Annotated in this window: 10 protein-coding genes; 1 reads left to right on the top strand and 9 read right to left on the bottom strand. The window is 63.9% G+C overall.

What is annotated here, in order from left to right; all coding sequences use genetic code 11:
• The first annotated feature begins 122 nt into the window (after positions 1-122).
• Positions 123-2,549, top strand: coding sequence for a hypothetical protein (locus QWU43_RS02160; RefSeq protein WP_370917019.1), 2,427 nt, complete (start codon positions 123-125; stop codon positions 2,547-2,549).
• Between the two features lie 66 nt (positions 2,550-2,615).
• On the opposite strand, the gene QWU43_RS02155 is transcribed toward QWU43_RS02160, so the two are convergent.
• The 9 genes from QWU43_RS02155 to QWU43_RS02115 form a co-directional block, all read right to left on the bottom strand.
• Positions 2,616-6,257, bottom strand: coding sequence for a hypothetical protein (locus QWU43_RS02155; RefSeq protein WP_370917018.1), 3,642 nt, complete (start codon positions 6,255-6,257; stop codon positions 2,616-2,618).
• A gap of 146 nt (positions 6,258-6,403) precedes the next feature.
• The gene (gene smc / locus QWU43_RS02150; protein ID WP_370917017.1) at positions 6,404-9,904 is read right to left on the bottom strand and encodes a chromosome segregation protein SMC; all 3,501 of its coding nucleotides are present in this window, start codon (positions 9,902-9,904) and stop codon (positions 6,404-6,406) included.
• Positions 9,905-9,929: 25 nt separating this feature from the next.
• Complete coding sequence (locus QWU43_RS02145) at positions 9,930-10,421, bottom strand: hypothetical protein (protein ID WP_370913891.1); 492 nt, start codon at positions 10,419-10,421, stop codon at positions 9,930-9,932.
• Between the two features lie 8 nt (positions 10,422-10,429).
• Positions 10,430-10,723 (bottom strand): acylphosphatase, encoded by a 294-nt coding sequence (locus QWU43_RS02140; protein ID WP_198736203.1) that lies wholly within the window; start codon positions 10,721-10,723, stop codon positions 10,430-10,432.
• Positions 10,724-10,855: 132 nt separating this feature from the next.
• Entirely contained in the window at positions 10,856-12,331 is a 1,476-nt protein-coding gene (locus tag QWU43_RS02135) for a sodium:alanine symporter family protein (protein ID WP_198736204.1), read from the bottom strand.
• Between the two features lie 34 nt (positions 12,332-12,365).
• Positions 12,366-13,250: a bifunctional DNA-formamidopyrimidine glycosylase/DNA-(apurinic or apyrimidinic site) lyase gene (gene mutM / locus QWU43_RS02130; protein ID WP_370917016.1), complete on the bottom strand. Its 885-nt coding sequence runs from the start codon at positions 13,248-13,250 to the stop codon at positions 12,366-12,368.
• 9 nt (positions 13,251-13,259) lie between these two features.
• On the bottom strand, positions 13,260-14,063 hold the full coding sequence (rnc, locus tag QWU43_RS02125; RefSeq protein WP_370913889.1) for a ribonuclease III: 804 nt from the start codon (positions 14,061-14,063) through the stop codon (positions 13,260-13,262).
• Positions 14,060-14,596 carry a DUF177 domain-containing protein gene (locus QWU43_RS02120; RefSeq protein WP_370913888.1) on the bottom strand — a complete coding sequence of 179 codons (537 nt, stop codon included), beginning with the start codon at positions 14,594-14,596 and terminating at the stop codon, positions 14,060-14,062. The genes rnc and QWU43_RS02120 overlap by 4 nt, the downstream gene beginning before the upstream one ends.
• A 74-nt stretch (positions 14,597-14,670) precedes the next feature.
• Positions 14,671-15,444: a DivIVA domain-containing protein gene (locus QWU43_RS02115; RefSeq protein ID WP_370913887.1), complete on the bottom strand. Its 774-nt coding sequence runs from the start codon at positions 15,442-15,444 to the stop codon at positions 14,671-14,673.
• Between the last annotated feature and the right edge of the window lie 39 nt (positions 15,445-15,483).

Raw genomic sequence — 15,483 nt, 5'->3', positions numbered from 1 at the left:
CGGAGAGATGTCAACCGATCACAGTCGCCGATCATCTGATTCTGCGGATGGGTGGGAACGGCCCCTCCCGAATGCTTCAAACATCTCCCCGAAAGCATGTTCACAGCTCTATACTCTGCAAGGTGAGCACACATGTACCCAGCAGGGACGACATTTACGACGCACTGCGAACGGGCAAAGCGCTGATCTGTGCACCCGGCGAGAAACCCGATGTTGGGGCCTGGCTGGACTTCACCACAGACCTGCTCAAGGTGCTCCGCGATCCCGACATCACACCCCATCCCGATGGGTTGACGATCCAGGGCGCCTATTTCGCCGGCGGGCTGAAGCTAAATAACTACACGATAAACCATGACCTCAGCTTCGAGGACTGCACTTTTCCATTAGCCATAGAAGCCAAGCACGCAAACATTCATTCACTTTATTTCCAAAAATGTACTGTTTCATCAATCAGTTTAAAATATTCCCTTATCAATGGAACCTTTACAATTAAAGAATCCACAATAAATAGCGCAATAGACAGGTCACTAGATTTGTTCGGAGTCAAGATATACAAAGGGTTTACCGCCCTAAACCTCCACATATTCGGCCAACTTTGCCTAGACGAAGCAGAAATCCAATGTAGATTTTTTATTGAAAAGTCTACATTAAGCAATCCAACACGTAACGCCTTGACAATAAATCACGCCACCATCAATGGAGGAGTTCTCACCAGGAGAATAATAGTAAACGGTGAATTTTGCGCACTAAATTCTAAAATCGACGGACCACTAAACCTCACCAATGCAACACTCACAAATCAGCCCGGCTATGCTCTCCACCTTGACCACACCACCGTCAGCGAAGGAGTATTAGCCGATCATCTCAAGACAGTAGGCGAAGTCCGCGCCCTAGCCGCCATCATCAACGGATCATTCCGGCTCAACAATGCAAAACTGACCAACCCACATAGCAAAGCCCTCACACTCAACAACACCATCATCACCGACAGGCTGATCGCCCGCCAGCTCACCGCCCAAGGCGAAGTCCGTGCCTTGGGCGCCACCATCAGTGGCCCAATTCACCTTAATAGTGCGAAACTAGTAAACCCATCCGGCCATGCCCTTCATCTCGACCGAGCGACCATCACAGGTGGATTATTCGCTGACAAACTCAAAACTAAAGGCGAAGTCCGCATCCTGGGCGCCACCATCGACGGCCAAATCAACCTCCAAAATGCTAAATTGGAAAACCCGCTTGGCTTGAGCCTCATACTCAATCGGACGAAGATCAGCGGCAGACTATTCGCCGACAAACTCGAAACAAAAGGAGCGATCAGGATCTTAGGATCCACTATCAAAGGTCCACTCCATCTGAATAATGCGAAGCTAACCGGACCCTTCAAGCTCAATCACACCACGATCACGGGGGGGCTGCTTGCCGTCAACCTCCATACCGAAGGTGAGCTACAAGCCCCAGGTATTACCATCAATGGCCAATTCAATCTCACCGAAGCGGAGCTGATCAATAATAACGGAAGAGCCCTCACACTCGACGGCGCCACCATAACCGACGGCCTCATCGCCGAAAGCCTCACCGCCCGCGGCGAAATCCGCGCCACAGGCGCCACCATCAAGGGCCAGATCATCCTCACCACTGGCGCGGAGCTGGACAATATATACGTGGACAATATATACGGAAGAGCCCTCACACTCGACGGCGCCACCATAACCGATGGCCTCATCATCGGAAGGCTAACCACCCACGGCGAAGTCCGAGCCCCAGGCGCCACCATCGGCCACCTCATCCTCTCCAACGTGGAGCTAAAAAACCCACACGACCACGCCCTCAAACTCGACGGCGCCACCATCACCGCTCTGTTTCTCGACTACAAGAACGTTGATGGGAAAATTAGCCTAGTGAATACCAGGATTTCATACCTTCAACCCCCAGACGTGATTGAACCCAGGCATGGAAAAGTTCTGGCAACCGGCTGGAAAGTAGACTCAATAGCAGGAGCTCTGCACACTAATCCGGAGACCGCCAAAAAGTGGCTCGCCACAACACCGGAAGATGGGTTCTCTCCTCAGCCGTTCATGGAGTTGGCGCGGTATTTCGATCGTGTTGGTCTCCCCCATCGTGCGCGTCATCTTCGGGTGTATTCGCACAGTCAGGTGACGAACAATATGCCGCTCAAGTCTCGGCCGGGGCGGTGGATGCTGCATGTGACGAGTGGATACGGCGAACGTCCCTGGTACGCACTGGTATGGATCGTGCTCCTGTTCGGGTTGACGTGGCTACTGACGTGGTGGCAGGCCGGCCACTTGGAAGCAGCGGATCAGATGGGGGCAGTCTGCCGGGACGGGTGGCGGATCACCGAATACGCGGGAAAGAACGCGATCCCGAGTTTCCCCGGGGCGACAACCAAATGTTCGCTGGCTGATGACACCCCGATCTGGCTGCGCCTGAGTTTTGCGTTCACCGCCGGGCTTTCCTGGATCTTGCTCACGATCTTCCTTGCTGGTGTCACGGGTATCCTGCGCAAACCGGCGGATTCGTCCACGTCCTGACCGTGCACGAAGTGGTGGCGGTCAATTCTCGACCTCCACCACCGACACGGATGGACGTCCCTGCCCCTAGTCCCCGATCCCGGGGTTCGTGACGGCGAGGACCATCGCCTCGGCGGCGATGAGGTCGCCGGTGACGAGGTCCGGGGTGAGGTCGGCGAGGCGGCTCCATCCGGGGGTCGCCGCGGTGAGCAGCTTGGATTTACCCATCAGCCCGTGGGCGTGCATGCGGGCCGCGAGTGCGAAGACGAGGGACACGACGGGGGCGAGTGCCCAGGTGTTCGCGCCGGAGTCGGTGTCCACGCCCTCCAGTTTGTCGAAGCGGACCCGGGCCGAGGAGTAGAGGCGCCGGTTCGCGCCGCGCATCGCCTTCATCAGGGCCGCGGCGGAGGTCACCATCTCACGGTCGGCGAGCAGGGCGTTGAGTTCGTGGCGTTTGTTGAATGTCTCGAACACGGCGAGGAGCCGGGCGCTGTCGTCCATGATGGGGCCGGGGACGATCTCGGCTTGGGCGAAGAACATCTTGAGCAGTGATTCCTGCTGTGCTTCGTCCATCTGGGCGATCTGGACGGTGGATTGGTCGATGCACGCGGTGTCGAGGGTGGCGTCGCGTCCCGTGGACAGCGTCTCCACGAGCCGCTTTCCGGCAACCTCCGCCAGCCGGTCGAGCAGGGCGCGGAGCCGGGCACGCGGTTCGCCCTCTTCGACTGCGGTGTGGACGGCGGGGAGCTGCGCCAGGAGTTCGAGGGTTCCGATCCACGCGGTTCGGTGGATGGCGACGTCCGTGTCCTGCGCATCGGCGTCGGCTGCGTCGGCTGCGTCGGCATCCGTGCCATCGTCTGCGTCGGCGGCGGGTGCGGCGAAGGGGCCGTGGACGAGCCCGGAGACGACGACCTTTCCGGGTTGCGCTTCGCTGGGAACGAGGGATGCGGAGAGTCCGGCGAGCGCGGCCGCCGGGTTCGCCGCGAGTGCGGTGCTGACCGCCCTGCGGAGTTGGATGGCTGCGTTTGCCGCTTCGTTTTCCGGATCGGTGGGCGCCGTGACCTCGGGTGTGAATCCGGCAAGGAAGTCCCAGAGTACGGGCATGACGGAGGTGTCGGTGGGTGCTGTGTCGGAGTCTCCGGAGAGGAACGCGGAGAGTTCGTTGAGTGGTTCGCTGCTTCCCGTGTAGTGCCCGGGCTGGGCCAAGGTGAATGCGGTGGATCCGGGGACGATGGGCGCGCGGAGAACGGAGAACGGGTCGGCGGAGTGGAGTTGGATGGTGAGATCGCCCGCGTCCACGAGGTCAGCCGGTAGTTCGGTGCGCTGGCCGGTGACGGGGATGGTGCGGCCGAACACCCACGGCGCGGCTGCAGGCCACACCCAGGCCGCGAGATTCCGGTCGCGGGCGAGCCCCTCGAACACCAGGTGACCGTCCTCCACCGTGACGCCGGTGGCGTGCGGAGTGGAATCGATGAGGGCGAGGTTGACGGAGACCCGCCGGTCACTGCGGGGGTCGGTCCACTCGAACTCCATGCGCCCGCCGGGTAGAACGGCGGTGGACGCGGCGAGCTGCGTCATGGGCGCGGTGTAGGTGCGACCGTCCTCTGCGGTGAGCCGCACGGTGCGCAGTGGTGCGCCGTGGTGGTTGCGGACGGTGACCTTCGGATCGCCGAGTTCCCCGGTGGCCCGGATGCGGAGGGTACCGTCTGCGTCGAACTGGCGGGCACCACAGATGAGGCGGGTGGTGCGCCACATCGGCGGCTGGGTGGTCAGGGGCACCTCGAAGGTCAGGCGGGGCGGGGTGAACCGCAGGGGCATCGCGTCGCCTTCGTCGGTGGTGATGACGGTGCCGCCGCCGGCTTCCTCCGGGTCGACGTGGATGGTGCGGGGCTGCGCGGTGAACGGTTTGGCCCCTGCGCGGACGGTGCAGCTCGCTTCGCTGAGGCCTCCCGAGGCCGGGATGCGGACGGAACGGCAGGCTCCGTGGATGTCGGTGGAGGCGTTCAGGCCTTCCACGATGGCGTATTCATGGCGGAAGGATTCATTGCGGGGGCCGCGTAGTCGGACGAGGTATTCCCCGACCCAGGGTGCGTCGTAGAGTTCGGGGTCGAAGATGTCGAAGACGCCACCTTCGGCGGGGATGATGAGCGGTTCGGCGGGTGCGACCTCATCGCCGGCGTGCCCGGTTCCCGCGTATGCGGAGATGGACAGCCACCAGGTTTCCTCGGCCCCGGAGACCGTGGGCGGGAACTCGGCGAGGAGTGACGCGGAGTGGATGGGCAGTCCGCCGAGGCTGCGGAGGTCGGCCACCGGTGCGGCGGGGTCGCGGAACATGACCCGTTGGCGGGGGTCGACGCAGCGCACGTTGTGCATCGGTGAGGGGGTCTGGCCCGGTCGCAGGACCTGGAGTGATGCGGCCTGGGAGGTGTCGACACGGCGCGCGGTCCAGCCGGCCCAGCCGTCGACGGTCCCGGATGAGATGACCGGGATGTCGTCGCCGGTGACGACATCGACGAGTCGGGAGTCATCGGGGGTGACGACGATGAGTTCGGGGTGGTGCAGGGAGGCGAGTTCGGTGAGGTTCTGTCCCTTCACCGAGAACACGAGGACGGGATCCTCGGAGTCGACGACCGGCACGACCCAGGTCGTCTCGTTGGTGATGTCCGCCACGGTGAGTTCACGGAGCTGACGTTCGACGTGGAGGTCGAGCAGCTCGGAGTATCCTCCGGTTTCGCCCCAGCTTCGGCCGGTCCGGTAGATCCGGGTCGTGCCGTCGACCGATACGCGCCACTGGACCTCGGCGTCCTGTCCTTCAGGCAGCGCCTGCTCCGGAAGCCGGAGACACACCTTGCCGCGTGCTGCGTCGAAGATGATGCGGGGGGTGTGTTCGCGGGTGGCCACGCCGACGGCGGACCCCCGGTTCTCTGTTCCGACGGGCCGTTCCCGGAGCTCTGCAGCGAGTGTTCCCCGCAGGAGGACGGGGAGCGATCCGTTATTCTGGGTGTCCCGCCCGGTGTCCAGAGCGCGCCATCCGAGGGGATCGGTCCGGGTCAGTTCGCGCAGGTCGATGACCCGGGTGATGACATCGGTGAGCATCTCGGGTGCCGCTGCGGCGACACCGACGGTGACCGGAAGAAGTTCCCCGTCGGATTCCTCGTCCTCTGCGGGCAGGAATCCCACGTAACTGCCATCGGCGAGCATGTCCACGATGCCTGCACCGGTGAGTTCGTGCCCTGCGTCCTGCAGGACATCGAGAAGCTCCAGCAGCCCCGGAACCTCATTACCCGTGATCCCGGCGTGCGCGACGAGCAGCAGCACCGGGTCATCCAGCTTCTCGGGAACCACAAGCCCGACCCTGCGAACAAGGTCGATCGTCACTCCCGAGAGCTCTTCATCGAGTCCGTTCGTCGGGGCGAGCCCGAGACCATGGAGGTACTCGGCGAAGAAATTGGTCTGGTCGGTCATCCGTGCCGCCCGGGAAACCAGCGTGACGACGGCGACCGTCGGGGTGACATCCATCAGGGCGTCGAGTGTCGCACCCGCCGCCATCTGCCGCGACAGGAACGTGCCGTAGAAGCGTTCGATGCACTCGATGTCATCGGACTTCAGCCCTGTTCCGGTGACCCGGTCCCGGTCAGCGAGGACCTGCGCAAGTTTCAGTTCGGTCTGGGAAGCCCAGCCGAGGAGGGAATCGTTCAGGTCCGCGATCGGATTGGTGCTGCCGCTCATAACGTGGTGTGTGCCCCTTGGAATGTGTGGCGGTTGATGTGTGCCTGCGGCGAGCAGGCCAGTTGATTCTAGCGTCCCCGCCCACGATGTGCGCGGGCGACGTCCCAAGCCCCGCTCGATGCTCCTGGGATGCAGGTCCGTCGCGCTCAGTCGGTGGCGGTCGGGGGACGCTCGTTGTCATCGCGGGAACGCCCCGAAGGCGACATGCGCTGGCTGATCACTCGCGTCACTCCGTCGCCGCGCATGGTCACCCCGTAGAGCACGTTGGCGACATCCATCGTGGGTTTCTGGTGGGTGATCACGATGAGCTGGCTGGATTCACGCAGTTCCTCGAAGAGGTTGATCAGGCGGCGCAGGTTCACGTCGTCGAGGGCGGCCTCGACCTCGTCCATCACGTAGAAGGGACTGGGCCGGGCGCGGAAGATCGCGACGAGCATCGCCAGCGCAGTGAGGGACTTCTCCCCGCCGGACAGCAGAGAGAGGCGTTTGACCCGTTTCCCGGGTGGTCGGGCCTCCACCTCGATGCCGGTGGTGAGCATGTCGTCGGGGTCGGTGAGCACCAGCCGCCCCTCCCCGCCGGGGAAGAGAGTTGCGAAGACGCGGGGGAACTCGTCCTCAACGTCGCGCCAGGCGTCGGTGAACAGTTGGAGGATCTTGGCGTCCACCTCCTCGATCACACCGGTCAGGTCACGGCGAGCCTGTTCGACATCGGAGAGTTGCGTGGAGAGGTACTCGTAGCGTTCCTCCAGGGCCTTGAACTCCTCGAGGGCGAGCGGGTTGACCTTGCCGAGGGACGCCAGATCCTTCTCCGCCTGTTTGAGCCGTTTCTGTTCGGCGGCGCGGTCGAAGTCCTCCCCCGGGGTGTAGTCGGCAAGGATCACGTCGACGGTGAGGCCGAGCTGCCCGGTGATCTGTTCCTCGGCCTGTTCCATGCGCACCTGCGCCTGGCTGCGGGCGATGTCGGAGGCGTGCGCGGTGTCGGTGAGCCGGTTGAGGTGCATCCGGGCGGCGTTGACCTCGTCCTTGGCCCGGGCGAGGCGTGTGCTGATACCCGCCCGCGCCGAGTTGAGCTCATCCCGCTGGGCTGCAGCCCGCGCGGTGGCGTCCGTGGTGCGGTCCGCGACCTCACGGGCACCGCGTTCCACGGCGGCAGCGAGTTCGGCCGCCGCCCGGCGGGCAGCCATCGCCTTCTCGTGACGGGCCTTCGCCTGCCGTTCGTGCTCCGCCTGACGGCGCAGCGCATCGCCTTTCCCGCGCACCTGCCCGGTGCGTTCCTCGGCGGTGCGGAGCACGAGACGGGCCTCGACCTCCATCGCCTTGATCTGGGCGAGGGCGGATGCCGCCTCGTCGCGGGCTGCGGTGGAAGGCTCGTCGGGTTCGTCGGTGTCCTCGACGCGGGCCAGGCGGTCGAGGGTTTCCTCGAGCTGTTCGGCGAGTTCGTTCCGGCGGAGTTCCGCTGCGGTGACGCGCGACGCCATGCGCTGGTGTTCGGCCCGAGCCGCGTCGTGGCTCTTGGCCAGTCGTGCCGCATCCCGGTTGAGGGTCTCGAGGTCACGGTCGTGTTCGCGGAGGGCGGCTTTCGCGGCGGCCGCGTCGACGCGGGCCTCCTCCGCGGCTGTTGCGGCGCCGGAGAGTGTCCCGGCGAGTTCAGCGAGTTCGGCCTCGGCGGTGGCGAGTTCCGCGCGGGCGGCATCGATCTGCGCGGTGATCTCCACGGCGGTTCCGGTTCCCTGGCCGAGGGTCAGCCAGCCGTGTCCGCGGAGTGTTCCGTCACGGGTGACGGCCTTCAGTCTGGGGTCGTCGCTGATCGCCTGCCGTGCCGCCACCTCATCATCGGTGAGCACAACGTCAACGAGGAGCCTCACGACGGCTGCGCGGACACCGGGATCGAGTTCCAGGTGGTCGAGGAGCCAGGAGCATCCGGGCGGCAGATCGGTGTCGAGGCGCCAATCCCCGCTTCCGGTGCCGGTCGTGTCGATGAGCGTGGTCCGGGGGATGTTCGCGTCGGACAGGCGGCGGAGGACGCTCTCTTCGAGGTCTCCGGCGACGGCTTCGGCAACGGTCCCGAGGGCCGCGGCGACGGCTTTCTCCGTTCCCGCAGCCGGGTGGATGAGGGCGGCGAGGGGTGCGAAGCCGTCACCGAGTAGCTCGGCTGCGTCGACGGTGGGCACGGTGGATTCGAGGGTGTCGATCCGGGAGGTCAGCGAGGACACCCGACGTTCCAGGGTGCGTTCGGCGTCCCGTAACTGGTTGAGGCGCGCGTCGGCGGCCTGTGCCTCTGCGGACGCTCGGGTGTGCGCCTGTTCCAGTGGTTCGCGGTCGCCGGTCGTCTCGTTGATGCGGGACGCGATCGCCTCGGCCTCGGCCCGGGCTGCATCGGCCCGCCCGAGGGTCTCCTCGAGTTGCTCGGTGAGCCGCTCGATGTCGGCATCGGCAGCCTCGATCTGGCTGCGCTGGGATTCCTCGGCGGCGAGGAGCCTGACCACGCCCTCACGACGATCCGCGATGGCCCGCATCTGCGCGAGGTGCTCGCGTTCGAGTTCCCGGGCGGTCTGTTCGCGTTCCTCGACCTCCCCGCGGATGGATTCGAGGCGCTCGGTGGCCATCTCGACGGCCTCCTCGAGACCAGCGAGTTCCTCATCGGCGCGGTCCGCGCGCCGGGCGAGATCATCGGGGTCCGGGCCGGAGTAGCTGATGTCCGAAACCTGGTTCGCGGCGCGGTCGGCGGCGATGCGTACCGTCGCGGACACCCGTTCGGCCAGCGCGGACAGGGTGAACCACAGGTTCTGGGCGGCCTCGACCTCGGGCGTGATGCAGGCGAGTTCCTCGTCCAGCTCGAGCTGCCTGCCGGTGGCTTCCTCAAGCTGTTCGGTGACGCTGCGGACCTGGGCGGCGAGCAGCTCCGCCTTTGCCTCGGCATCCTCGGCGTCGGCGCGCAACCGCACCAGGCGGTCACCGGCGAGCCGGAGCCGGGCGTCACGGAGTTCGGCCTGCACCGTCGCCGCACGCTTCGCGGCCTCGGCCTGCCTGGCCAGCGGCTTCAACTGACGTTTGAGCTCACCGGTGAGATCGGTGAGCCGGTCGAGGTTCGCCTGCATGCCGACGAGTTTCCGGTGCGCCTTCTCTTTACGTCTCCGGTGCTTGAGCACACCGGCGGCTTCCTCGATGAAGGCGCGCCGCTCCTCCGGTTTGGCTTCGAGGATCTGGGCGAGGCGCCCCTGCCCGACGATAACGTGCATCTCCCGGCCGATGCCCGAGTCGGACAGCAGCTCCTGGATGTCCATCAGTCGGGCTTTCGTCCCGTTGATCTCGTACTCGCTCGCGCCGTCGCGGAACATCCGGCGGGTGACTGAGACCTCGGAGTAGTCGATGTCGAGGGCACCGTCGGCGTTGTCTATGGTGAGGGTGACCTCGGCGCGGCCCAACGGTTTACGGTCGCCAGCCCCGGCGAAAATGACGTCCTCCATCTTCCCGCCGCGCAGGGTTTTCGCGCCCTGCTCCCCCATAACCCACGCCAGCGCGTCGACGACGTTGGATTTACCCGACCCGTTCGGGCCGACGACGGCGCAGATGCCCGGTTCGAATTTCAGGGTCGTCGCAGACGCGAAGGACTTGAATCCCTTGAGCGTCAGCGATTTCAGATGCACCGGAAAATAGTAGCACCGGCCCCGGTCAGCGGTTTCGGGTGAGTTCCCCCGGTTCCAGCTCGTCGAGGAGCACGATCTCCCGGTCCCCCAGATCACGGGAGAGCGGGACGTCGACGGCGGCGAAGCGCGCCTCCTCGGTACAGGGGCCGTCCGTGCCCGGAAGGGTTCCGGCGACGAGCGCGAGCCGAACCTCGTTGTCGGTCTCGTCCACGACGGGTCGGACTCCGAAACACCGCGCGGTGCCCGTCATCCCGGCGATCCGGATGGTCCGCTGATCGATGACCGCATGGTCCTCGATGCGGGCGATGTGTTCATCACGCATCCTGTCGGGTGCCCTGTCCACCGGATACTCTGCGAGGGGCACCACACCGGTTCCCGCGTCATCGCCTTCGTCCGGGATCTCCGCAGTTGAAGCGGTCGATGATACGGGTCGTGCTGGATCGGTGTCAGCACCCTGCGGCGAGCATCCCGCGAGCATCGCGACAACCGCAACCGAAGCGAGAATCAGCGGGCGCATCAGTATCCTCATCGTTCGGTGAATCCCGATTCGCCCCGGGGCTCGGACCACTGGTCGATCACCTTGTCGACCCGCCCGGGGCGTCGGGTGGTGCTGGGCTGCTCGGCGAGCCGATCGAGGAGCGCGACGCACGCCCGCTCATCCCCTTCCGCGACGACGAGCACACGCCCGTCCGGATAGTTGGTCGCGGAACCGGCGAGCCCGAGTTCCTTCGCCTGGCAGCGGGTCCACCAACGGAACCCGACCCCTTGGACGTGTCCGTGCACCCATGCCGTGAGCCTCGTCGTATCCCCTGCACCCATCGTTTCCAGTCCTCCGTGATCATCAGCGTGGTGAAGATCTGTCCTGCCGTTCACTGTACCGAGGAATAGACACGCGGAACGGGGCACCACCCGGCATACCGGATGGTGCCCCGTTGACGGAGATCGCTGCGCCTACTTCACACGGCGCGAGACCTCGTCGTAACGCTCATCACGCTGGAGGATGGCATCGGTGCCGTCCCAGCACTCCATGTTCTCCCAGCCACGGAGCTTGGGCAGATCGTCCCGGTGGAACACGGGATTGAGGCCCTTCGCCCGCTGCTCCGAGAAGTGCCTGAGCAGCGCGACGGCCACGCCACCCAGCGGGATGATGGCGATGAGGTTAGCTGTGGCCATCAGGCCGGAGAAGGTGTCGGCCAGTGCCCAGACGAGCGGGACGGAACCGAGCGCGCCCGCGAAGACGCAGAGAACCACGAGGCCACGGAAACCGTTGAGGACCGACTTGGACCCGGTCAAGAACTCGATGTTGGCCTCGCCGTAGTAGTAGTTGCCGATCACGGAAGAGAACGCGAGGAAAATGATGATCACGGTGAGGAAGTGGATTCCCCACGTGCCAACGCTGTCCGCGAGAGCGTTCTGCGTGAGTTCCATGCCGCCGTGTCCCTCGCCGTACTCGGGCTTGGACAGCAGGATGATGAACGCGGTGACGGAGCAGACGACGACGGTGTCGAAGTAGACACCCAGTGTCTGGATGAGGCCCTGCTTCGCCGGGTGCGAGACCGTTGCGGTCGCCGCAGCGTTAGGAACGGAACCCATACCGGCTTCGTTGGAGAACAGGCCCCGGCGGACGCCGTTCATGATGACGGTGCCGATCGCGGCACCGGAGACCGACCGGAAGCCGAAGGCCTCGGCCCAGATGTTGCCGATCATCGCCGGAACCTCGCCGATGTGGATGAAGACCACGATGAATCCGACGATGATGTAGGCCACCGCCATGATGGGAACGATGATCTGGGTGACGGCACCGATCCGCTGGATACCACCGAAGATCACGGCTGCGGTGACCAGAGCGAGGACGGCGCCGACGATGACCTTGACGACGGTCGGGTTGGACGCCTCGAAGGAGGTGCTCATCGACGCGGCGATGGAGTTCGACTGCACGGCGTTGAATACGAAGCCATAGGTGAGGGTGATCAGCACCGCGAAGGTGACGGCCAACCAGCGCCAACCGAGCGCCTTGGTGATGTAGTAGGCGGGGCCACCACGGAACGAGTCCTTGTCCCGCACCTTGTACACCTGGGCGAGCGTTGACTCCACGAATGAGGTCGCACCGCCGATGACAGCGAGCATCCACATCCAGAACACCGCTCCGGGACCACCCACGGCGATGGCGATGGCGACACCGGCGACGTTGCCGGTACCGACACGGGACGCCGCCGAGACGGTGAACGCCTTGAAGGCCGAGATATTCTTCTGCCCCTTCTCAGCGGGGGCCCGCTCGACGATCGAACGGAACATGTCCGGGATGAACCGCAGTTGGACCACGAGGGTGGTCCAACAGAAGTAGAGCCCCGCGCCGACGAGCAGAACGAGGACCAGTTGCCAGTATGTGTCGTTGAACTTGCCGATGAAGTTCTGAAGTTGTTCCATGCGGAGAAACGTTAACCTAAAACTAGGCAAAAAGTCAGTATCTTCGTTGACAATTTCCGCAGAAATGACTGGACCGGTTCATGAACTGCTCACGAGTCACGGGAAAACCGCAGCGCACACAGTCCCTCCCGGTTCTACCGTAGACATTGAGCGAACGGTCAAAATATCCTGAGTCACCGTTCACGTTCACGTACAGGGCATCAAACGACGTCCCACCCTGCCGGAGTGCATCACGCATCACGTCAGCCCCCGCCGTCAACAGGTGTGTGATCCGCGTCAGAGACATGCGGGAGGTGCGCTGTCTGGGATGTATCCGCGCCCGCCACAGCATCTCGTCGGCGTAGATGTTCCCGATCCCTGAGACGATCTCCTGCGTCAGCAGCAGCCGCTTGACCTCAGTATCCCTCGATTTGAGGACGCCCGAAACGGCCGTGAGATCAAGATCCGATTCCAGCAGATCAGGCGCGATGTGGGCCACACGCTGCGGCACCTTTCTCGGCACGGTTCCGGCGACAGTCACACGTCCGTCGACGAGTGGCCCCACACACCAGTATCCGAAGGTCCGTTGATCGACGAACCAGACCTCCCGGCCGTCATCCAGAATCGCCTGAGCACGCAGATGTCTCCGGACCGGATCAGATCGACCGGTTCCCGGATCTTTGATGAGCATCTGTCCGCTCATACCGAGGTGCACCAGAAGCGCGGAACCTCCCGGGGAGAGCACGATCCAGAGGAATTTTCCTCGACGCTCCACAGACATGACCGTGCGGCCCCGGAGAACCTCGGATACCTCTTCGGGGCCACCCTGGTTGTTCCGCGCGGCACGCGGATGGAACACCTCGACGTGATCGAACCGGGCACCGGTGATCTGGCCGGCGAGCCCGGAACGGACGGTCTCGACTTCGGGAAGTTCAGGCATCGTCCCGGATCAGGATCGCTTGCGGCCCGATGCAATGTCCCGCGCGATCGTCTCCGCGGAATCGGGACCGAAGTCAAGTTCATCACGCAGCCGGTCGTAAGCTACCGCCGCGGCATCCTGTTCCGCGGTCTTCTTACTCGTCCCGCGACCTGTCCCCAATTCACGTCCCGCGACAGTCACCGTCGCAGTGAACTGCCGGTCATGATCCGGCCCCTCAGAGGTGACGGAATACTCGGGCATCGGCAGTTTCCGCTCTGCGAGCCGCTCCTGGAGTGACGTCTTCCAGTCATTGTGCATACCTGTCGCGGCAGCGGTTTCGATGAGATGTGAGAAGAGCCGGAGCACCACCGCACGCGCCACCTCGAAACCGTGCTCCAGGTAGATCGCCCCGAGCAGAGCCTCGGTGGTGTCCGCAAGGATGGAATCTTTGTCACTGCCGCCGCTACTGGTCTCTCCCTTACCCAGGAGGATATATCGACCGAGACCGATGTCCCGGGCAACTTCAGCGAGACCGTAACGGCTCACGATGGAGGCACGCATCTTCGAGATGTCACTCTCCGAGCGTGTGGGGTGCAACTGATAGAGCCGCGCGGCAACCGAGAGGCCGAGTACCGAGTCCCCCAGGAACTCGAGGCGCTCATTGTTCGGCAGGTGCCCGTTCTCATTGGCGAATGAGCGGTGGGTCAACGCGAGACGCAGCAGATCAGTCGGCAGCTCGACACCGAAACTGGCGAGCAGCGGAGCGTGTTCGATGGAATCGAAAGCCTTGGTGAGCGCCACCATACCTGTAGGACGTTGTTTCCGGGCGCTCACAGGAACTTCTCCAGACCGGCCCACCGAGGATCAGGAAGCTTCTTCTCATCTTCTCCCGAAACACCGTCCGGCGCCGGGGTCTGCTCCGAATCACATGCTCCTAACCCGAAATAGGCGCAGGTCGGGGAGAACGGCAGGGCCAGTCCGACGGCATCAATCAACACCTGCTGAATGTCCAGTTCGGTGCCCTCGATGCGTGGTGGGTTCTCGTCGGCCTCGTCGTCTGCGGCATCACCGTGGATGAAGTCATCGGAGGCGGCGAACACCTCATGAACCTGGAAGGGGTGCTCAACATCGAGGGGACGCAGGCAACGGGCACATTCACCGGAGAGTGTGGCGGTGACGGTCGCATCCACGAGCACTGCATCCCCCAGAGGCGAGAGGAAGGCATCAACCGTGACAGGAGCACCTTCCTCGATCGCGACCAGCGGGAGACCGATCCTCAATGGACTGGGGCCTGTCTGGGTGCACTGGGTAGGGGTTGCCGAGGAGCGCAACAGGGCTGAGACATCAAATACAAATGGTGAGTTCATGACGCTCCACAGCCTACCCTCTGGCACGGTCACCGCCCAGACAGCGGAATCCGGGCCGACATCAACCGCCGAACCTAATCCGCGTAACCGCGAGCGGAATAGCGGGTTCCTCGCTCGGGGCGATCCCTTAGTTCCGCGCGTTCAATACGATCACCGCGACCGGCGGCCCCTGCGCCACGGCGGAGCGCCGCACGATCCTTGGAGACGCTGCGCAGCGTCGAGGACAACGACTCCTCAAACTCCGCAAGCTTGGAATCAACGAAAGCATCACACTCACTGCGGAGCCGATTGGAATCGGCGTGTGCGGCATCGACGATCCGATGCGCCTCCTCATCCGCACGTCGGACAACCTCGGAATCACTGACGAGGCGGTGCTGCTCGGCGAGTCCCTCATCGACACTCCGCTGGTAGGTCTCATTGCCCTTGGCAACGAGCCGTTCGGCCTCGGCGGTGGCGCGATTCACCGTGGATTCTGCTTCACGGCGCGCCTCGGAGACGAGGCGCTCGGCCTCCTCCTCAGCACGCGCGACAAGAAGATTCGCGTGGTTCTCCGCGTCAGCCACCATCGCATCGGCGTCGGAACGTGCGGTGGACACGATTGCGGAGGCCTCGTTCTCGGCTTCAGTGACCAGATATTCAGCCTGCTCCTCCGCTCCGCGGATCAATTCATCCCGCTTATCCAGGACATCCTGGGCATCGTCCATCTCCTGGGGCAGAGCTTCCCGGAGATCATCGAGGAGCCGGAGCATGTCCGTCCGGGGAACGAGGCAGTTCGAGGACATCGGAACACCGTAGGCCTGCTCGACGGTTGCGTTGAGCTCATCAAGGGATTCAAATACGCGGTACATGCCCTTTACGGTACCCAACAAAGACGGCTCCGTGGTGAG

This window comes from Corynebacterium sp. CCM 9204 (genome assembly GCF_041357695.1).
Lineage (GTDB): Bacteria > Actinomycetota > Actinomycetes > Mycobacteriales > Mycobacteriaceae > Corynebacterium.
Note: the sequence above shows the minus strand (reverse complement) of the source record. Positions and strands in the feature narration are given on the sequence as shown.